The organism is Halanaerobium salsuginis (assembly GCF_900114545.1).
Taxonomy (GTDB): Bacteria; Bacillota; Halanaerobiia; order Halanaerobiales; family Halanaerobiaceae; genus Halanaerobium; species Halanaerobium salsuginis.
In genome coordinates, this window is the sequence record NZ_FOTI01000031.1 from 1 (window position 1) to 18,786 (window position 18,786).

An 18,786-nucleotide genomic window follows, 5' to 3' on the forward strand; every position below is an offset into this window, starting at 1 on the left:
AAACTAGCTGGAGCAAACCATCCAGTTTTTACACCTCAGGCTCTGGAGGCAATTACCTTAAGATCGAGAGGACTGCCCAGATTAATTAACAATATTGCAGTTGATTCACTGCTTTTAGGCTTTCAGCTTAAAGCAGAGCAGATAAACCAGGAAATTGTCTTCAAAGCCTGTGAAAAAGACACTTTTTAAAGTGAAAAATATTTATCAGATTACAGGGGCTTTTTTTAAGTCCCTGGCTGATTTAATTTGCTAAACTATTTTACTTTTACTAATTTAATGTGAAAATCAAGCTGTATTTTTAGCTATTTTATACTGATTTAAACTGATAAATTTTACTGGATTAAATTGCAAGATGACAGTACAACTGCCAAATGTTAGTGTGATGACTGAAATGGTAAATATGATTGATGCCAGTCGGGCTTATGAAGCTAATATTCAGGCTATTTCTAATTATAAGAGTATGGCAAGTAGTGCACTTAATATTAGCAGTTAAGAGGAGGTGAATTAGAAATGGAAATAGATCCAATCCAGTTGCAGACTCAATTTGCTAAATTTGACTTAGAAGATCAAACTCAATCAAACTCTCAACCAGTGGAAAAACCTTTTGCTGATTTTTTAAAAGAAAAATTAGGGGAAGTAAATAATCTGCAAAAAAATTCAGAAGCGATGACTGCTAGTTTTGCTGCTGGAGAAACAGATAATATTCATGATGTAATGATCGCTGCTGAAAAAGCCAAAATTGCAGTTAATTTAACAACTGCTGTCCAGAATAAAGTTATTGATGCTTATAATGAAATAATGCGTTTACAGGTATAGTATAAAAATATAAGTAAATTAAAATAGTTATTATGAAAGAGGTATAAAGATGGCCGATTTTTTCATAAAATATCGGGAACAATTACAAGAAACATGGCAAAAACTAAATAAAAATATTCAAATTCTGATAATAGTTATTACAATTTTAATGGCTGGAGCTTTCGGCTATCTAATTTTCAGGGGAACTTCTACAAATTATCAGCCGCTATTCACTAATTTGTCTACTGACGATACAGCTGCAATTGTTGATCGATTAGAAGAAAACAACATTGATTACCAATTAGCTGGTGAAGGCAATACAATTTTAGTTCCGAAAGATCAGATTTATCGCCTGCGTCTTGATATGGCTTCAGCAGGACTGCCTGACCAGGGAGTAGTCGGTTTTGAAATATTTGATAATAGTGAATTTGGAACAACTGAATTTGAAAGGAAGGTTAATTATTACCGTGCTCTGGGAGGAGAACTTAGCCGCTCTATTCAGTCAATTTCTGGAATTGAGTTTGCCAGAGTACAAATAACTCCACCAGAAGAAAGCCTTTTCCTGGCCGAAGAAAAATCTGCAACAGCTTCTGTGATGGTTAAACTGAAACCAGGTTTTAAAATGAATTTGCAGCAAGTTAAAGCTGTCCAGAATTTAGTTGCCAGCGGAGTTCAGGATTTACCATTAGAAGATGTAACAATTGTTGATACTGCCGGGAATTTGTTATCAGGTGATAAATCAGCTGATAATGATAATTGGACTGATCCAAAAAACTTTGCTTTGCAAAAACAATTTGAAAACTCACTTGAAAATGATCTTAATTCCTTATTGTTAAAAGTTCTAGGACCCAATAATTTTGCAGTTCAAGTTAATGCTGAACTAAATTTTGATCAACGGCAGGCAGAAAATAAAACATATACACCTGTTACTGATGAGAGTGGAATAGTTCGTAGTCAAGAAGTAAGTACTGAAGTACAGCAAGATGGACCAGGAGCTGAAGGAGCTCCAGGTACAGACACCAATATTCCGCAATACCAGGCTCCAGGTGAAGAAAACAATACTACATACCAAAAAGAACACAGAATTACCAATTATGAAATAAATGAGAGAATTGAAAAACAAGTTTATGCACCCGGAAGTGTAAGAAGATTATCTGTTTCAGTCATGGTAGCACAGGATACTGAGGAAGAAGTAGTTAACCAAATTAGAGATGCAGTGGGGGCTGCTATTGGATTTGATGCTACCCGAGGAGATGTGCTAAATGTAACTGCAGTTAATTTTGATCGCTCACTTGAAGAAGCCGCTCAGGCTGCTATGCAGGCTCAGGCAGATGCTGCAAGAAGACGGATGTATATATATGCTGGTTTAATTATTTTAGTTCTTTTATTAACCTCTGCTCTTATTATCTATTTATATCGTAAGAAACCTGCTCCAGCTGCAGAAGAAAATATTGATTTTACTGTTGAAGAAGATCAAGAAGAATTAGAATTATTTGAACCTAATCAAGAACAAAAAATGCAGGCACAGGTTAAAACAGAATTGGAAAATATGATTCATTCTGATCCAGAAAATGCTGCTAAATTAATCCGCAGCTGGCTTGGTGATGAATAAATTTTGAAGGGGTTTTAGGATATGAAAGAAGAATTAACAGGAAAAGAAAAAGCGGCAATTTTGTTAATTTCACTTGGTCCAGATGTTTCTTCTGATATTTTTAAGCATCTAGATGATGAAGAAGTTGAAAAACTAACTTTAGAAATTGCCAATCAAAATAAAATTGAGCCTGAGTTAAAAAAACAGGTTCAGGAAGAATTTTTGCAGCTGCAAAAAGCAAATGATTACATTAATTCTGGTGGAATTAGCTATGCCAAAAAAATTCTGGAAAAGTCGTTTGGCAAAGAAAAAACTAGAAATATAATTAATCGCTTAACTGCAACTTTACAGGTGCGACCCTTCGACTCAATTCGCAAATCAGATCCAGGTCAATTATTAAATTTTATTCAGGGAGAACATCCCCAGACAATTGCATTGATCCTGGCTTATGTTAATCCATCACAGGCATCTCAAGTTTTATCATCATTAGCTCCAGAAGTTCAAAGTGAGGTTGCTAAAAGAATAGCAGTTATGGACCGTACTTCACCTGAAATTATTAAAGAAGTGGAATCAGTACTTGAGAAAAAACTATCTTCAGTTGCTGCCAATGAATATGCCAGTGCTGGTGGAGTTCAGGCAATTGTTGATGTATTAAATCAGGTTGATCGGGGAACTGAGAAGAATATACTGGATAAACTGGAAGAAGATGATCCAGAATTAGTAGAAGAGATTAAGAAAAGGATGTTTGTTTTCGAAGATATTATTCTACTTTCAGATCGGGCAGTTCAGCTTGTTTTACGTCAGGTTGAAACCCATGATCTTGCTTTAGCTTTAAAAACTGCTAGTGAAGAAGTTGAACAGTTAATTACTGGGAATATGTCGAGTCGAGCTGCTGAAATGCTGCAGGAAGATATTGAGTTTATGGGTCCAGTTAGAATTCGTGAAGTAGAAGATGCTCAGCAGAGAATTGTTAATGTTATTCGCCAGCTGGAAGAAAGTGGAGAAATTATTATTGCCAGAGGTGGGGAGAGTGAAGTAATTGTCTAGAGTAATCAAAGCTTCCCAGATTACAGGTAAATATAAAATAGAAGCCAGACAATCAACTAAAAAAAATAAATCAAAACAGGAAGCTGCTGCAGTTGAGCAAAATGATCTAACTAAAAATAAGAAAAAAATTATTAAAGAAGCAGAGATACAATCAGAGCAGTTAATAAAAGAGGCAGAAGCTAAGGCTGCCGCAATTATTTCAGAAGCAGAAACTGAAAAAGAAAAATTAGAAGCAGAACAGGCAGAACTGCTGCAGCAATTGCAGACAAAGGCTGAGGCAGAAGCTGCTCAAAAACTGGAAGAAGAAATAAATTCAGTTAGAGAAGATTTTCTGCAGACCACAGCTGAGTTCAAAGCAGAGGTTGAAAAAGAAAAATTAATAGTCAAAAAAAACATAGTTGATCTGGCTGTCAAAATTGCTAGTATAGTAATTGATGTCAAATTGGAAGATGAACCTGAAATTATTAATAATATTATTTCTAAAATGCTTAATCAATTGGAAAATAATCAATCTAATATTGTAGTTAGAATTAATCCACAACTATTACCCTATCTCGAAAAAGATGATTTTTATCAAAAAATTGATCAAAAAAACCTTGAATTTACGGCTGATTCTGACTTAAAAAAAGGAGATTGTGTAATTGAAAGCAATCTTGGTGGGAAAGAAGGCAGCCTGGCTCATAAGCTTGATTTAATTAAAAAGGAATTATTGAAAGAGGTAGAAAGTAATGCTTAATTTCGATATGGGCAAATTAGAATCAAAACTTAATGAAATTAATATGACAAGAAATTTTGGCCATATTAATCGGGTTATTGGTCTGGTTATTGAATCGATTGGTCCACAAGCTTCGATTGGAGAACTATGTTATATCAAAACCGAAAAGGGTGATATTAAAGCTGAAGTAGTTGGCTTTGATGATAACAAAGTTTTGATGATGCCTATTGGTGAAATGGAAGGTATTAAGCCAGGTGCTAGAGTTGTTGCTACTGATCAAAAATTAAAAGTTAAAGTAGGTTCTGAACTTTTAGGTAAGATTGTAGACGGTAGTGGGGATGTAATTAATGCTAATAATTTAACTGGTTTAAGTGAAGTTGAGGTTAATCGCAAACCACCTGATCCACTGACACGGGAGAGAATTAAAGATCCTCTTTCATTAGGAGTCAGATGTATTGATGGTTTTTTAACCTGTGGCAAAGGCCAGCGGCTTGGCATTTTTGCTGGTAGTGGAGTAGGTAAATCAACCTTGCTTGGTATGGCTGCTCGTAATACTAACGCTGACATTAATGTAATTGCACTGGTAGGAGAGCGGGGACGTGAAGTTCGCGACTTTATTGAAAAAGATCTTGGGCAAGAAGGACTTGCTCGTTCTATAGTAGTTGTTGCTACTTCTGACCAGCCGGCTTTATTAAGAGTTAAGGCTGCAAATATTGCAACAGCAATTGCTGAGTTCTTTCGCGATCAGGGTGAAGATGTTTTGCTGATGATGGATTCGGTAACCAGGGTAGCTATGGCCTTAAGAGAAGTAGGATTAGCAATTGGCGAGCCACCTGCAACAAGAGGATATCCCCCTTCTGTATTTGCTGAATTACCAAAGCTCTTAGAGAGAACAGGTACTAATGATCGTGGTTCAATTACTGCGCTTTACACAGTTTTAGTCGAAGGAGATGACTTTAATGAACCAGTTTCTGATACTGTAAGAGGTATTTTAGATGGTCATATTTCTCTTTCAAGAGAATTAGCTGAAGCCAGTCATTATCCAGCTGTAGATGTTTTGAGCAGTGTTAGCCGGATAATGGATGATATAGTTAGTGAGGAACATGCTCAGGCAGCTGCTAAGTTGCAGCGATTAATTGCTACTTATAAACAGTCTGAAGACTTAATTAATATTGGAGCTTATGAAAAAGGCTCAAATCCTGAAGTTGATAAGGCTATTGCAAAGATAGATCAAATAAACAATTTCTTAACTCAAAGTACAAAAGAAAAAGTAAGTTATCAAGAAACAGTAGCTGAGTTAATACAAATTGCTGAAGCTTAATTTTTATTTAAAGGAATGGTCTATTTATGAAAGGATATAATTTCAAATTTGAAAAGATATTAAATTTACGGCTCCGGGAAGAAGAACAAGAAGAGGATAAGTATTTGCTTTTGCAAAAAGAGTTAAATGATATCAAAAGTAATATAGAAGAAATTGAAACTAAAAAAGAAAATGTTTTTCTGGAACTGCGTCAAAAAGATACTAAACTTAGTTCAATTATAACTTTGCGGAAATATTTGCAGAGATTAAGATTAAATAAAGAGCAGTTAATTGCCAGAAAAGAAGAAAAATCTACAGAATTGGCTCAGCAATTAGAAATATTAATGGAAAAGAAAAAAGAACGTAAAACTCTTGAAAAATTAAAAGAACGAGAAGTAGAAGAATTCATCAAAGAATTCTTAAAAGCTGAGCAGAAAGAACTTGATGAACTAGGCAGACATTATAGTATGGGTGGTAGATCAATTTGATAAAAAAGATTTTGTTTTTTTTAATAATATTCTTGCTTTTATTTGCTATGCTGAGCTGGTCATTTAATGCGCTTGGAATTATTGATATTAAAGCAACAGCTGTTCAGATTGTTAATCGAATACCTATCTTAAAAAATTATTTAACTACTCAATCAGAATTAACAGCTTTGCAAAACCAAGTTCAAGCCCTAAATGAGCAAGTAGCGGCTAAAGAGCAAGAAATTGCATCACTACAAACAGAAATTACTACTCTGCAGGAAGAGCTGCAAAGTAAAGATGACCAAATTGCTAGGCTTCAAAATGATTATGATAATTTAACTGATAATCAAGAGAGTAGAGAAGATAAGTTGACACAGGTAGCTAATATATACCGTCAGATGGAAGCAAATTCAGCTGCTGCGGTAATCCAGGAGCTTGACCCTGATTATGCAGTTGAAGTTTTAAGAAGACTAAAAGAAAAAGAAGCAGCAGCTATTTTACAGGCTATGCCTCAGGATCAGGCTGCAGATTATATCAGCCGCCTGGGTTTAGAATAAATTAGGTAGTAAAATTATGAGAAAGGAGGTGAAAAAATGGAGACAATGTCGAAAGTTAATATTTTTCAGATGAAGAGTAATTATGTTAAATCAAAAAGCAAAAATTTCTTGCCTGAAGATAAAGCTAATTCTTCTTTTCAGTCTGTTTTGCAAGAATTACAAAATAAATCAGTTTCTACAAAAACACAGTTTAAAAATAAATCGAGTAGTAATAAGCTTGATGAGCAACAATTTCTAAAAAAACTATCAAAAATATCGCAAAAAGATGAAAAGGAAGCTCCAGCTGAACTACTAGCTTTATTACAGTCTGGTAATCTAAGTTCTGAACAAAGAAATTTAGTTGGTAAATTATTATTAAGCTTGCAGAATGGTAATTTAAAATTACAGGATATAAAAGCTGCTTTATTTGCTAATAAAGAGCTAGCTCAGGAAGCTTTACCAGTTTTTACAACTGGGTTAAATTCTGAAAATGTTGAACCAAAAACTGCTGAGAATGAATTGTTAATTGAATTAGAAAAATTAAATTCTGCTTTAGCTAACAATAATTTATCAGCGGCAGCTAAAAGCAACTTAGAATCTAAGCTAAAAGAAATTGTGCTTGCTCTAAATGAAAGTGATAGCCAGCAGCCATTTTTTACTGAGCAGGATTTAAACGCTCTTTTGCAGTCGAATAAACCTTTAGAGCAGATTGAATCACTGCTTGCTCAACTAAAAACTAATTTTTCTGCTAAGCAAGCTACTGATTATTTAGGTCCTCAATTGGAAAAAGCAGCTAATTTAGCAGCTGAACTAAATAATTCATTATTTAGTGGTCAGCAGCAGGAAGTTGAATCAACAGCTGAAGCTAGTTCAGCAATACTTGCTCAGCTCAAGGATTTAGTTGATTCTAAAGCTGCAGCTCAATCACCAAGTTCAGATCAGAAAAATAATTTAACAGAACTGCTGACAAATAGAGATCTTTTGCAAAATATTAGCAGTGAACAAATGACTGCAAATAACAAACAAGATGCTAAAAGTTCTCTGAATGATTTAGCAGCTAGAAATAGTGAATTGATTTTCAATTTTTCAGATTCTAAATCTCAGAGTGGTAATGCTGTTTTAACTGATTTAAAATCTGAACTTAAACAACCGGATAATCTACAGCTCAAATCTCAAATTGTTGAGCAGTTTAACGGTCAATATTCTCCTGATAAAAATGAAATTCAGATTCAATTAAAACCGGCTTCACTTGGTAAAATTGACATTGCTTTAAGTTATGATAATAACGAATTAACGGGAAAAATGTTAGTTGAGAGTCAGCTAGTTCGCTCTCAATTAGAAAATTCTCTGCATGACTTGAAAGCTGATTTAGCAAAACAGGGAATTAATATTCAACAGTTTAAAATTGAAACAGCTAAACCTGGACCACAACAGATAGAGAAACAGGATCAATTTGCTTTCGAGGGTCAAGATGCAGCTTTTTCAGATTCAGAAACTGGTAGTAATCAGGAATATGAACAGCGGCATATTTTTCAGGGACAGTATTATATTCAACAGGTTGGAGCTGGCTTAGATGATTCTGCTGATAATCTATTAATGCAGCAGCAGGAAATAATTAATCGGCTTGCTTTTAGTAATGAGGCAGTTAATTTACTGGCTTAAACAAGGAGGTGTAAGTTTATGCCCTATAGTAGTGCTGTGAACACAAATCAGGCAGTACAGGCAGCTCAACAGACAACTACTGCTACTACAGGAGATAATAATGCGTTGGGACAGGATGCTTTTTTTAAATTATTAATTACCCAGCTGCAAAATCAGGATCCACTCAATCCAATGGAGGATCGAGAGTTTATTTCCCAGATGGCCCAGTTTACAAATTTAGAAAAAACAGAAAAAATGTATTCTCTACTTGAAGATAAGCTAAGTACTAATCGTGTAATTGACAATAGTAATTTAATTGGTAAAAAAATTACAGCTAATATTAATGGCATTGATATTAGTGGAACAGTAACAGGAATTAAATCTAATTCTGATGATGTAATTTTGGCTGTGCTCAAAAATGGTTCCGAAATTGAACTGAAAAATATTAATCAGGTAACTGAAGTTCCGCCTGAAGACCTAGCTGAAGAAAGTAATAGTTAAAGAGGTGTTAGTTAATGGATAATAGATTAAAGATAAATCAACCCATCCGCCCTCTTCCCCAGCAGCAAAAAAATAAGACTGTTACCGAAAAAAAGAGTTCTGATTCCTCTTTTAAGGATATTCTGACCAGTAAAATTAAAGGTCAGCCTAAAATTTCTTTTTCGAAGCATGCTCAAAATAGAATTAATTCTCGCTCAATTGCACTTTCTACAGCAGAGATTAATAAACTACAGCATGGTATAGAAAAAGCTAGAAAAAAAGGAGCTCGTGATTCGCTGGTAATGGTTAATAATGTTGCTTATATAGTAAGTGTGGAAAATAATACTGTGATTACAGCAGTAGATGAGGAAAACATGGAAGATAATGTTTTTACTAACATTGATAGTGCTGTTTTTATGAAATAAATCGGAATGAGCTGGACCTTTTTCAGGAGGCTCTGTGCTGCTGTCGATAACAGCGGGACTCCGATTAAAAAACTGAAGGAGGAAACTTTATATGTTAAGATCGATGTACGCTGGTGTTTCTGGTTTAAATGCTCACCAGCAGATGATGGATGTAACTGGAAATAATATTTCCAATGTTAATACAGTTGGATTTAAGAGCAGTCGAGTTACATTTAAGGAAATGTTAAGTCAAACAATTAAGGGAGCATCTGCTCCTCAGGATAACCGGGCAGGTACAAATCCGCAACAGGTTGGTCTGGGAGTAAGTCTTGGTAGTATTGATACCGATATGAGTTCTGGTAACTTGCAGTCTACTGAGAAGACTTCTGATGCAGCTATTCAGGGTGATGGATTTTTTGTACTGAGAAATGGTAATAATACAGTTTATACCAGGGCCGGTAACTTTGATTTTGATCGCAATGGCAATCTTTATTCGACTAGTACTGGTTTATTAGTGCAGGGATGGCTGGCTGATCAAAACGGTGAATACAGTGATTTTAATGCCCAGAATGTTCAGGATATAGTTTTACAGCAGCAAATTAATGCTACTGCAACTGATCAAGTAAGTTATGCTAAAAATCTAGATGCTGATGCAACCAATGCATTTTCTATTCTGGAACAGAGCCTTGAACTTGATAATGGAACTGATTCTGATAATCTGGAATTTAGTTTAACTCCAGTTGAAGGAATGCATAATGTCTGGGATTATACTCTAACAGCTGATGATAGCTCAACAGTTATTAATAGTGGCACAGATGAGTTAACAGGTCAAATTAGGCTTGACAATGATGGTAATTTAGTTGAAATGACCAAAGGAGATCTTACTACAGGAACATCAATCACAGGTGCTAGTGGTATTTCTGTTGATGTTAAGGGATCAGGTGCAGTTAATTTAGATGTAGCTAGTATCGGTGACAACTTAAATGATGAGTATCTAATTGATGATAGTTCTGTTGCTTCTGGTACTCATACTGTTAACATGACTTATGAACAAGATGCTCTGCGGAATATAGCGGTTGATGTTTATGACAGTCAGGGAGGCAAGCATACAGTAGTTGTGCCTCTGGAAAAAACGGCTAACAATGAGTGGACAATTAGTGATAGTGAAATTTCTGTTGATGGTGTAGTGGCAACACCAGCCCCAACTCTGGGAGGAGACCATGTAATTACTTTTGATAAAAATGGTAATATTTCTTCTGGTCAGACAGTTGATCTATCATTTACGCCTGCTGGTCCAGATGTGGCTCAGACAATCGAACTTGACTTTAGTAATTTAACTCAATTTGCTGGTTCAATGACAGCTAACTTTGATAATGTTAATGGTTATGCTAATGGAAGTTTAGAATCATTTTCTTTCACTGAAAATGGTGATATAGTTGGTTCTTATGATAATGGATTAACTAAGGTCCTGGCTAAAATAGCTTTAGCTAAATTTCAGAACCCGGCTGGTTTAACTAGAAAAGAGGGAGTTTTCCAGACCTCCAGTAACTCCGGTGATCCAGAATTAGGAGCTTCTTCAACTGGTGGATTTGGTACGCTTGCTCCTTCTAAGTTAGAGATGTCAAATGCTAATCTGGCTCAAGAATTTACTAATATGATTACAGCTCAACGTGGTTTTCAGGCTAATTCAAAATTAATTACTACTTCAGATGAGATGCTGCAGGAACTTGTTAACTTAAAGAGATAATTTGACTTAGAAATGTAAATACCAGGCTGAGCTATAGCTATAGTTTAGCCTGGTAATTAATAAAGGAAGTGTATGATGATTAAACTGACCAGGATGGACGAACGGGAATTCGTTCTTAATGCTGATTTAATTGAAGAGGTCCAGGAAACTCCTGATACAGTAATAACCTTAACTAATGGCAAGAAATTACTTGTTAAAGATTCAGCAGATGATATAATAAATAAAGTAATAGTTTACCGGCGAAAAATAGTGGCTGGAATTTCTAGAACAGGGGAGAGATCGTAAATGGATATAGCAACTGTTGTAGGTTTTATAGCAGGAGCAATAATTTTTGGCATAGTTGTCCTATTGGGTGGTAATGTAATTATATTTGTTAGTATACAATCTGCTCTGGTAGTTCTGGGTGGAACCCTGGCCGGTGTAATGATCAGTTATACTTTCGATGATCTAAAGAATATTCCCAATTTATTAAGGGTCTCATTTCAAAATGACAATGTAGAGTCAGAACATGTTATTGAAACACTGGTTGATTTTGCTGAAAAAGCAAGAAGAGAAGGTCTGCTTGCTTTAGAGGATGATGCCAACCAGATGGAAGATGAGTTTTTAAAAAAGGGGATTCAACTTGTTGTTGATGGAACTGATCCAGAATTAGTGAGAAATATTTTAGAAACTAAACTGACCTTTTTAACAGAAAGGCACACCAAGGGAAGAGGAATTTTTTCCACCATGGGTGAACTTGCACCTGCTTTTGGTATGATTGGTACTTTAATTGGTCTAATTCAAATGTTAAGTCAGCTTGACGACCCGGATCAGCTTGGCGGAGGGATGGCTATTGCTTTAATTACTACTCTTTATGGTGCTTTATTAGCTAACTGGATTTTTATTCCTTTAACTAAAAATTTAGAAACACAGAGCAATCATGAAATTCATGTTAAAGAGGTAATAATTGAAGGAATTCTTTCTATTCAAGCAGGCGAAAATCCTAGAATTGTTAAAGAAAAATTACATGCCTTCTTATCGGAGGGAGAAAAACAGCAGGTAGAAGCAAGAACCGGTGGAACGGAGGAGGCGACTGAAGATGCCTCGTAAGCAAAAAAATAATGGTGGTGGCGATAAAGGCGGAGGTTCTCCTGCCTGGATGACCACTTTTAGTGACTTGATGACACTTTTATTAGTTTTCTTTGTTTTACTTTATTCATTTTCAGTTATGGATGTAGAAAAATTTGAGGGCTTTATTGCAGCCTTAAAAAATCAACTGGGAGTTTTAGAAGCTGGTAAAACTATTACTCCTAATCCTAATATTGATGCTGGTACATTGGGGCAGGATTATGCTCAGGCTCCAGAAAATATTAGACAGGTTATGGAAGAATTAAATAATTATATAGAAGCTAATAATTTAAGTGATCGAGTGCAAGTTGAACAGAAAAGAAAAGGTCTGGTAATCAGTTTAACTGGTGAAATACTTTATCAATTGGGTAGAGCTGAGATTAGAGATCAGGGAAAAGAGATTTTGACCAGAATTTCTAATATTTTAACCGAAATACCGAATGATATTATGATTGAAGGTCATACAGATGATCTGCCAATCAGAACTAATGAGTTTCCTTCCAATTGGGAATTATCAACAGCAAGAGCGGTTAATGTGATTAAATTTTTAATTGAAGAAAAGAATTTTAATCCCGCCCGACTTTCTGCAGCTGGATATTCAGAATACCGACCTGTTGCTGATAATTCTACTGCTGCCGGAAGGGCAGAGAATCGTAGAGTTGAAATAGTTGTACTAAACTCTCAATATACAGTAAATAATAGCGATAATAATGATAATCAAATTGAAACAGAAAACACAGTAATACAAAGTAACAATTCTAATCAGCAGCAGTTAACTGCTAATACTGGGGAAGGAGGAAATTAAAAATGGCTGAAGAAGGACAAATGAACTATAAAATGCTGGCTTTAATAGTAGTTTTAGTTATAGTTATTACAGGAGTTGCCAGCTTTACTTTTTTCACTTATTTTTCAGTTTCCGGGGATAAGGATCAAGAAGAAAAAAAGGTAGAAAGGGTTGAAGATATTCGGCCTACTTACAATGCAGGCGATTTTACTGTTAATATTACTGAAAACAGTAGAATAAACTTTGTCAGAGCTAGTATTGTTTTTGAAATTGAAAATGAGGATCTAGTTGAAGAACTTGATAAACGTTCTTCTCAAATTAGAGATCGCATTATTTCAACTTTAAGAGCACAAAATGAATCAATCCTGGAAGAACCTGGAGCTGACACAATTAAAGAGATTGTTAAAACAAAAATAAATGATCTTTTGATTTCAGGGGAAATAACAAATGTCTGGTTTACAGAACTGGTTGTACAGTAGGGAGGACAAAAAAAGATGGCTGATGTACTAAACCAAAATGAAATAGACTCTCTGCTCTCTGCAATTAGTAATGGTAGTTTAGATGTTGAGGAAGCAAAAGAACAATCAGAAGAAAAAATAGTTAAAGACTACGATTTTAGGCGACCAGATAAACTTTCTAAAGAGCAGATGCGTACTTTACAGATGATTCATGAAAATTTATCAAGACTTTTTACTACGACATTATCGACTAAACTCAGAAGCATGGTTAATTTTGAAGTCGCTTCAATCGAACAACTTTCTTATTCTGAATTTATTAATTCTTTACCAGAACCAACTATTATTGGAATTAATAGTCTTGAACCACTTGAAGGTCAATTTATTTTTGAAATTAATCCAGAAATTGGTTTTGCAATTATTGATCGCCTTTTTGGGGGTTTTGGTAATCCAATCGATGAAATACGTTCTTTTACTGATATAGAGCAGGTAGTTATTAGGAAAGTAATGAACTGGCTTTTAGATGGCTTCAGTGAGGCCTGGGAGAATATTTCCAGTTTAAAGCCAAAATTGCTAGAACTTGAGTCAAATCCTCAATTTACTCAAATTGTTCCTAATAGTGATATGACAATTATAATAACATTATCTGCCCGGATAGGTGGCAGTGAGGGATTAATGAATATCTGTTTGCCATATATAATGCTAGAACCAGTTGTTAGCAATTTAAATGCTCAATATTGGTTTTCTAGTACTAGAAAAAAACAAACTCCGGAGCATATTGCTAATTTAAAAAGAAGATTAAACGAAGCTCTGGTTGAAGTTTATGCAGTTCTGGGTAGTACAGAAATTACAGTGGAAGATTTTCTTTATCTACAATCTGGTGATGTGATCAGGCTTGATAAAAAAGTAGAAGATAATGCTGAGCTTAAGATTGGTAGTCACCGTAAATATGAAGCAATAGTTGGTAATAAAAATAATCATAAAGCTATCCAAATAGTAGGTGTAGTGGAAAATTTGTTAGAGGAGAGTGAAGACGATGACTAATGACGGCAACTTTTTATCACAGGATGAAATAGATGCTTTGATGACTGATCAGGAAGGTGAAGAACCTGCTGAAAATGATACTAATAACGAGTCAGCAGCTCAAAATGGTAAAACACCTGATGCTGGTGACTTAAATGATGAGGAAATTGATGTAATTGGAGAAGTTAATAATATTGCAATGGGTTCTTCCGCTACAGCTCTTTCTACCCTGCTTGATGAAAAAGTAGAGATCACTACACCAGAAGTTGAAGTGATGTCTTTTCAGAAAGTTATCGAACAATATGATAAACCTTGTGTATTGGTTAAGGTAGAATATGTAGAAGGAATTGAAGGGCTAAGTTTATTGGTAATTGATACAGAAGATGCAGCGGTAATTGCTGATTTAATGATGGGGGGCGATGGTCTAGAAGGTATGGATCAGGAAATGCTAAATGAGATTTCAATTAGTGCAGTAGGAGAAGCAATGAACCAGATGATGGGAGCAGCTTCAACTGCTATGTCAAATATTCTAGATGAATTGGTAAATATTTCACCTCCAACTGCTGAGTTTATTGACCTAGATGATGTAATTCAAGAAGGTAGAGACTGGTTCAATCCTGAAGAAAAAATAGTAGTAACTTCTTTTAAGCTGAAAGTTGGTACTCTAATTGACAGCAGTTTTAAACAGTTATCTTCTTATAAATTTGTTAAGGGAATGGCTAATTCATTGCTGCATGGAGGAACTGGACTGGTTGATAATACAATTGATGAAGAACAATTAAAATCAGAAATCAAATCTGAAGTTGATACTTCAGTTAAAGAAGAGTTTGAAAAACCAGCAGCTGGTTCAAACAATTCCGCTCAAGGAGCAGCCCAGTCAGCGCCAAATAGACAGGCACCGCGTCATTCTCAAAATAGAAATATTGAAAATGAATCTGCAGTAAATGTACAGGAAGCACAATTTCCTCAATTTAGTCAAGCTCAAACTCAGCCTTTACCAAATAATATGGAATTAATTAAGGATGTTCCACTTGAAGTTACTGTTAGGCTAGGTAAAACAGTAATGAAAATTAGAGATATTCTTGATCTAGGAGATGGATCAATTATTGAACTTGATAAACTTGCTGGTGAGCCCGTGGATTTGCTAGTTAACGGAAAATTAGTTGCAAAAGGTGAAGTAGTTGTAATTGATGAAAACTTTGGTTTTAGAGTTAAAGATATTATTAGTCCAGCTGAACGTTTAACTAAAATTTAGATAGGTGATAGAATGAATTATATCTGGGAAACATTTAAAATTGCCTTTTTTCTGGTCTTAATAATTGCCTTTATCCTGGCAATTTATTATTTAGTGAAAAATAAATTTTCCCTTAATACATCTAAAAAAATGGAAATTATCGATAGTATGCGTCTTGCAAATGGTGAAATGATATATTTGGTTAAGTTATTTGACGAAGTAATAATGCTTGGCGGAACAAAAGAAGAAGTATCATTTTTAAAAAGTTGGCCCCAGGCAGAAGTTGATTTAACTACTGATAAGGAGAATAGTAATTTAAACTTTAAAAATACTTTTAATAAATTTTTAGCAAAAAAAGGTGTAGAGAAGAAAAATTCAAAATCTGAATTTAATGATAAGCAATTGGATGACAGCAGTGATAAAAATGTCTAAAAAAATTATCTGTCTTGGATTAATGCTGATTTTCATTTTTTCACTACAGGCTAATGTAATGGCACAAGGTTTTAGCCTGCCAAATATTTCTTTACAAGTGGGAGATGGACAATCTGATAATCCAGGTGATGATCTTGTTTTGTCACTGCGAATCTTATTATTGTTAACGATACTTTCTCTTGCTCCAGCGATTGTAATTTTATTTACTTCTTTTACCCGTATAATAATTGTTTTTTCAATTTTAAAGAAAGCACTTGCTTTAAATAATATGCCTCCCAACCAAATTTTAATTGGGATTGCTATATTTTTAACAATTTTTATTATGGCTCCTGTCTGGCAGGGGATTAATCAAAATGCTTTACAGCCTTATTTAGCAGAAGATATATCGCTTGAAACTGCTTATCAAAATACGATTACTCCTCTCAGAGATTTTATGTTTAAACAAGTTGATGAAGAATCATTAGCTTTATTTACTAATTTAACTGAGATAGAGCGACCGGAGACAAGGGCTGATATTCCAACTTATGTTTTAATTCCCGCTTTTTTAGTTAATGAAATTAAGATTGCTTTTCAAATAGGTTTTATCTTATACATACCATTTTTAATGATAGATATGATTGTAGCAAGTATTCTAATGTCAATGGGAATGATGATGTTACCACCTGTTATTATTTCACTCCCTTTTAAGATATTACTTTTTGTACTAGCTGATGGCTGGCATCTTTTAATTGGTTCTCTGGTTCAAACTTTTAATTAGTAAGTTAAAGGAAGTGAAAAAATGATGGATCCAGCAGTAGTTCTAGATATTGGTAGACAGGCCTTATATACAGTTATTTTAGTGATTTCACCTGTGTTGGGAGCTGGTTTAATTACCGGTCTGCTTGTTGCTATTTTTCAGGCAACAACTCAAATTCAGGAGCAAACACTAGCCTTTGTACCAAAAATATTTGCTGTTTTAGGTGCAATAGCTTTTTTTGGACCCTGGATTATGACAACTCTAGTGGAATTTGTGCAGAGGCTCCTGGAAAACATACCTCTTTATCTGGGAAGGTGATAGCATTTGTCTGGAGATGCCCTTGTTTATGGTCATATTTTTATGTTTTTTCTAATTTTAAGTCGCTATATTGGAATGATGCTTTTAACACCTATTTTTAATAGTAGAGTTATTTTTTATCAGGCTAAAATTTATCTTGCACTTTCCCTGGCGATTATTACTTTTCCATTAGTTAATAATCTCTATCAACCAATTTATCCGGCCAGCAATCTTCAGGTAGTTATTTCTTTAATTAGCGAAGCCAGTATTGGATTATTTATGGGGTTAACAGTTTTTATTGTTTTTGCAGCTATTCAGCTGGGTGGTCAGATAATTGATATGCGGATGGGCTTTAGGATTGCTAATGTTGTCGATCCTTTTAGTGGAGCAGATTCTCCTGTTATTGGTCAACTGAAGAATATATTTGTAACTTTATTGTTTCTGTCTTTAAATGGTCATTTATATTTAATTCGCCACCTTTATGATTCATTTAAAATAATACCACCGGCTCAGGCTGTTTTTTCGAATCAAATTTGGGAATATTTTTTTCGTCGCAGTGCAGATATGTTTGCTCTGGCAATTCAGGTTGCTTTACCAATTGCAGGGGCTGTTTTTCTGATTGATATTATTCTGGCTTTTCTGGCTAGATCAGTGCCCCAGATGAATCTATTTGTAATTGGTTTACCAGTTAAAATCATGGCTGGCTTAATTTTATTGTTTGTTCTGCTACCTATCTTGAATAATTTTTATAGCCAGGTTATCCGGGATATCATAAGTGAAGTTCCGAAAATGTTCAGGTTGTTGGCACCATAAATAAAATTTGACTTTTATTGAGCTGGCTAGTAAAAAGTAAATTCAATTTGCTTTTGACTTAAAGGAGTGAACTAAATGGCTGATGGTGGAACAGGTGAAAAAACAGAACAGCCTACGCAAAAGCGGCGAAGAGAGGCCAGAGAAAAAGGTAATGTAGCTAAAGGTAAGGAAATTGGACAAGCTTTTACTTTATTAGCAAGCTTTTTACTGCTCTATATTTTGATGCATCAGATTGTAGGAGCAGTTTTAAATAATTTTCATTTTTACTTTACTGAACTTATTACTGAACCCTTTGATGTGGATATTGCTTTTAATATTCTTTTAACTGCCTTTCTTTCAGTAATTAAAATTATTTATCCTATTTTGATTGTTACAGCGGTGGCAGGAGTTTTAATAAACTTTTTGCAAATTGGAGCTCTTTTTACTACTAAACCTTTAATACCTGATCTTAAAAAAATAGATCCGCTCAAAGGTCTAAAAAATATTTTTTCTATGCGGGGCCTGGTAGAATTATTTAAATCATTTTTTAAATTGGGTGTCATTGCTCTGGTTGCTTATAGATTTTTAGCAGCTAATTTAGATATTTTTCAAAAAAGTATTAATCAAGGATTAAATGAATCATTGGCAGCTATTGGAGTATTAATTAGTAAAATGGCTTTTGCTATTATTGCAGCCTTAATAGTTTTAGGAGTTCTTGATTTATTATATCAGCGCTGGCAGCATACTAAAGATCTTAAAATGTCAAAATATGAAGTAAAACAGGAAAGAAAAGAGATGGAAGGAGATCCGATGATTAAACAACACCGGCGCCAGAGACAGCGGCGGATGAGTATGAATAGAATGATGTCTGCTGTAAAAGATGCTGATGTTGTAATTACCAACCCGACTCATATTGCAGTTGCTTTACAATATGACTTAGATGAAATGGCAGCACCAGTCGTAGTTGCTAAGGGTGAAGATTATGTGGCACAAAAAATCAAGGAAAAAGCCAGAGAAGCTGAAATTAAAATAGTAGAGAATAAACCTCTGGCAAGATCATTAAATAAATTAACAGAAATTGGGGACCAGGTTCCGGTAGAATTATATCAAGCAGTTGCTGAAATTTTGGCAGCTATTTTTCGAGAACGAGAAATTTAAATTAGACTCAGTTTATTTTGCTATTATACCGTTTTGTTTTAATTT

At 34.6% G+C, this 18,786-nt stretch carries 22 protein-coding genes and 2 pseudogenes; all 24 read left to right on the forward strand.

Annotated features, from left to right (window positions below; genetic code table 11):
- A pseudogene (locus tag BMZ74_RS09830) lies at nt 1-189 on the forward strand (AAA family ATPase); the annotation flags it as partial.
- A gap of 169 nt (nt 190-358) precedes the next feature.
- A pseudogene (locus BMZ74_RS09835) lies at nt 359-493 on the forward strand (flagellar basal body rod protein FlgC); the annotation flags it as partial.
- A gap of 17 nt (nt 494-510) precedes the next feature.
- The gene (fliE, locus tag BMZ74_RS09840) at nt 511-816 is read left to right on the forward strand and encodes a flagellar hook-basal body complex protein FliE (RefSeq protein ID WP_089862076.1); all 306 of its coding nucleotides are present in this window, start codon (nt 511-513) and stop codon (nt 814-816) included.
- A 49-nt stretch (nt 817-865) separates the two neighbouring features.
- A complete protein-coding gene (fliF, locus tag BMZ74_RS09845; protein ID WP_089862077.1) occupies nt 866-2,407 on the forward strand; it encodes a flagellar basal-body MS-ring/collar protein FliF in 1,542 nt (513 codons plus the stop codon).
- A gap of 21 nt (nt 2,408-2,428) precedes the next feature.
- A complete protein-coding gene (fliG, locus tag BMZ74_RS09850) occupies nt 2,429-3,433 on the forward strand; it encodes a flagellar motor switch protein FliG (RefSeq protein WP_089862078.1) in 1,005 nt (334 codons plus the stop codon).
- Nucleotides 3,426-4,169, forward strand: coding sequence for a FliH/SctL family protein (locus BMZ74_RS09855; RefSeq protein WP_089862079.1), 744 nt, complete (start codon nt 3,426-3,428; stop codon nt 4,167-4,169). Before fliG ends, BMZ74_RS09855 begins: the two co-directional genes overlap by 8 nt.
- Complete coding sequence (gene fliI, locus BMZ74_RS09860; RefSeq protein WP_089862080.1) at nt 4,162-5,469, forward strand: flagellar protein export ATPase FliI; 1,308 nt, start codon at nt 4,162-4,164, stop codon at nt 5,467-5,469. The genes BMZ74_RS09855 and fliI overlap by 8 nt, the downstream gene beginning before the upstream one ends.
- Nucleotides 5,470-5,495: 26 nt before the next feature.
- Nucleotides 5,496-5,936, forward strand: a complete 441-nt coding sequence (locus BMZ74_RS09865) for a flagellar export protein FliJ (RefSeq protein WP_089862081.1) — start codon at nt 5,496-5,498, stop codon at nt 5,934-5,936.
- On the forward strand, nt 5,933-6,472 hold the full coding sequence (locus BMZ74_RS09870) for a MotE family protein (protein ID WP_089862082.1): 540 nt from the start codon (nt 5,933-5,935) through the stop codon (nt 6,470-6,472). Before BMZ74_RS09865 ends, BMZ74_RS09870 begins: the two co-directional genes overlap by 4 nt.
- A gap of 36 nt (nt 6,473-6,508) precedes the next feature.
- On the forward strand, nt 6,509-8,113 hold the full coding sequence (locus BMZ74_RS09875; protein ID WP_089862083.1) for a flagellar hook-length control protein FliK: 1,605 nt from the start codon (nt 6,509-6,511) through the stop codon (nt 8,111-8,113).
- A gap of 18 nt (nt 8,114-8,131) precedes the next feature.
- A complete protein-coding gene (locus BMZ74_RS09880; RefSeq protein ID WP_089862084.1) occupies nt 8,132-8,593 on the forward strand; it encodes a flagellar hook capping FlgD N-terminal domain-containing protein in 462 nt (153 codons plus the stop codon).
- Nucleotides 8,594-8,607: 14 nt separating this feature from the next.
- Complete coding sequence (locus tag BMZ74_RS09885) at nt 8,608-8,997, forward strand: TIGR02530 family flagellar biosynthesis protein (protein ID WP_089862085.1); 390 nt, start codon at nt 8,608-8,610, stop codon at nt 8,995-8,997.
- Nucleotides 8,998-9,088: 91 nt separating this feature from the next.
- Complete coding sequence (locus BMZ74_RS09890) at nt 9,089-10,723, forward strand: flagellar hook protein FlgE (protein WP_089862086.1); 1,635 nt, start codon at nt 9,089-9,091, stop codon at nt 10,721-10,723.
- Nucleotides 10,724-10,798: 75 nt separating this feature from the next.
- Complete coding sequence (locus BMZ74_RS09895) at nt 10,799-11,008, forward strand: flagellar FlbD family protein (protein ID WP_089862087.1); 210 nt, start codon at nt 10,799-10,801, stop codon at nt 11,006-11,008.
- Nucleotides 11,009-11,812: a motility protein A gene (locus tag BMZ74_RS09900; RefSeq protein ID WP_089862088.1), complete on the forward strand. Its 804-nt coding sequence runs from the start codon at nt 11,009-11,011 to the stop codon at nt 11,810-11,812.
- Nucleotides 11,802-12,635, forward strand: a complete 834-nt coding sequence (locus BMZ74_RS09905) for a flagellar motor protein MotB (protein ID WP_089862089.1) — start codon at nt 11,802-11,804, stop codon at nt 12,633-12,635. Before BMZ74_RS09900 ends, BMZ74_RS09905 begins: the two co-directional genes overlap by 11 nt.
- 2 nt (nt 12,636-12,637) lie before the next feature.
- Nucleotides 12,638-13,093: a flagellar basal body-associated FliL family protein gene (locus tag BMZ74_RS09910; RefSeq protein ID WP_089862090.1), complete on the forward strand. Its 456-nt coding sequence runs from the start codon at nt 12,638-12,640 to the stop codon at nt 13,091-13,093.
- A 15-nt stretch (nt 13,094-13,108) separates the two neighbouring features.
- Nucleotides 13,109-14,113, forward strand: a complete 1,005-nt coding sequence (fliM, locus tag BMZ74_RS09915) for a flagellar motor switch protein FliM (protein WP_089862091.1) — start codon at nt 13,109-13,111, stop codon at nt 14,111-14,113.
- Nucleotides 14,106-15,347 (forward strand): flagellar motor switch phosphatase FliY, encoded by a 1,242-nt coding sequence (gene fliY, locus BMZ74_RS09920; protein ID WP_089862092.1) that lies wholly within the window; start codon nt 14,106-14,108, stop codon nt 15,345-15,347. Before fliM ends, fliY begins: the two co-directional genes overlap by 8 nt.
- A gap of 12 nt (nt 15,348-15,359) precedes the next feature.
- Complete coding sequence (locus BMZ74_RS09925) at nt 15,360-15,758, forward strand: FliO/MopB family protein (protein ID WP_089862093.1); 399 nt, start codon at nt 15,360-15,362, stop codon at nt 15,756-15,758.
- The gene (fliP, locus tag BMZ74_RS09930; protein WP_089862094.1) at nt 15,751-16,515 is read left to right on the forward strand and encodes a flagellar type III secretion system pore protein FliP; all 765 of its coding nucleotides are present in this window, start codon (nt 15,751-15,753) and stop codon (nt 16,513-16,515) included. The genes BMZ74_RS09925 and fliP overlap by 8 nt, the downstream gene beginning before the upstream one ends.
- A 24-nt stretch (nt 16,516-16,539) precedes the next feature.
- A complete protein-coding gene (gene fliQ / locus BMZ74_RS09935; protein WP_089862111.1) occupies nt 16,540-16,812 on the forward strand; it encodes a flagellar biosynthesis protein FliQ in 273 nt (90 codons plus the stop codon).
- Nucleotides 16,813-16,818: 6 nt separating this feature from the next.
- Nucleotides 16,819-17,604 carry a flagellar biosynthetic protein FliR gene (fliR, locus tag BMZ74_RS09940; protein ID WP_089862095.1) on the forward strand — a complete coding sequence of 262 codons (786 nt, stop codon included), beginning with the start codon at nt 16,819-16,821 and terminating at the stop codon, nt 17,602-17,604.
- 75 nt (nt 17,605-17,679) lie between these two features.
- The gene (gene flhB / locus BMZ74_RS09945; RefSeq protein WP_089862096.1) at nt 17,680-18,741 is read left to right on the forward strand and encodes a flagellar biosynthesis protein FlhB; all 1,062 of its coding nucleotides are present in this window, start codon (nt 17,680-17,682) and stop codon (nt 18,739-18,741) included.
- Nucleotides 18,742-18,786 lie beyond the last annotated feature (45 nt).

What these genes read in the sequence shown, in the direction of transcription:
- BMZ74_RS09890 (WP_089862086.1), top strand. Translation starts at nt 9,089, where the DNA reads ATGTTAAGATCGATGTACGCTGGTGTTTCTGGTTTAAATGCTCACCAG.
- BMZ74_RS09925 (WP_089862093.1), top strand. Translation starts at nt 15,360, where the DNA reads ATGAATTATATCTGGGAAACATTTAAAATTGCCTTTTTTCTGGTCTTA.
- BMZ74_RS09875 (WP_089862083.1), top strand. Translation starts at nt 6,509, where the DNA reads ATGGAGACAATGTCGAAAGTTAATATTTTTCAGATGAAGAGTAATTAT.
- flhB (WP_089862096.1), top strand. Translation starts at nt 17,680, where the DNA reads ATGGCTGATGGTGGAACAGGTGAAAAAACAGAACAGCCTACGCAAAAG.
- fliP (WP_089862094.1), top strand. Translation starts at nt 15,751, where the DNA reads ATGTCTAAAAAAATTATCTGTCTTGGATTAATGCTGATTTTCATTTTT.
- BMZ74_RS09905 (WP_089862089.1), top strand. Translation starts at nt 11,802, where the DNA reads ATGCCTCGTAAGCAAAAAAATAATGGTGGTGGCGATAAAGGCGGAGGT.
- fliM (WP_089862091.1), top strand. Translation starts at nt 13,109, where the DNA reads ATGGCTGATGTACTAAACCAAAATGAAATAGACTCTCTGCTCTCTGCA.
- fliG (WP_089862078.1), top strand. Translation starts at nt 2,429, where the DNA reads ATGAAAGAAGAATTAACAGGAAAAGAAAAAGCGGCAATTTTGTTAATT.
- fliI (WP_089862080.1), top strand. Translation starts at nt 4,162, where the DNA reads ATGCTTAATTTCGATATGGGCAAATTAGAATCAAAACTTAATGAAATT.
- BMZ74_RS09910 (WP_089862090.1), top strand. Translation starts at nt 12,638, where the DNA reads ATGGCTGAAGAAGGACAAATGAACTATAAAATGCTGGCTTTAATAGTA.
- fliY (WP_089862092.1), top strand. Translation starts at nt 14,106, where the DNA reads ATGACTAATGACGGCAACTTTTTATCACAGGATGAAATAGATGCTTTG.
- BMZ74_RS09865 (WP_089862081.1), top strand. Translation starts at nt 5,496, where the DNA reads ATGAAAGGATATAATTTCAAATTTGAAAAGATATTAAATTTACGGCTC.
- fliQ (WP_089862111.1), top strand. Translation starts at nt 16,540, where the DNA reads ATGGATCCAGCAGTAGTTCTAGATATTGGTAGACAGGCCTTATATACA.
- fliE (WP_089862076.1), top strand. Translation starts at nt 511, where the DNA reads ATGGAAATAGATCCAATCCAGTTGCAGACTCAATTTGCTAAATTTGAC.
- BMZ74_RS09900 (WP_089862088.1), top strand. Translation starts at nt 11,009, where the DNA reads ATGGATATAGCAACTGTTGTAGGTTTTATAGCAGGAGCAATAATTTTT.
- BMZ74_RS09885 (WP_089862085.1), top strand. Translation starts at nt 8,608, where the DNA reads ATGGATAATAGATTAAAGATAAATCAACCCATCCGCCCTCTTCCCCAG.
- fliF (WP_089862077.1), top strand. Translation starts at nt 866, where the DNA reads ATGGCCGATTTTTTCATAAAATATCGGGAACAATTACAAGAAACATGG.
- BMZ74_RS09880 (WP_089862084.1), top strand. Translation starts at nt 8,132, where the DNA reads ATGCCCTATAGTAGTGCTGTGAACACAAATCAGGCAGTACAGGCAGCT.
- BMZ74_RS09895 (WP_089862087.1), top strand. Translation starts at nt 10,799, where the DNA reads ATGATTAAACTGACCAGGATGGACGAACGGGAATTCGTTCTTAATGCT.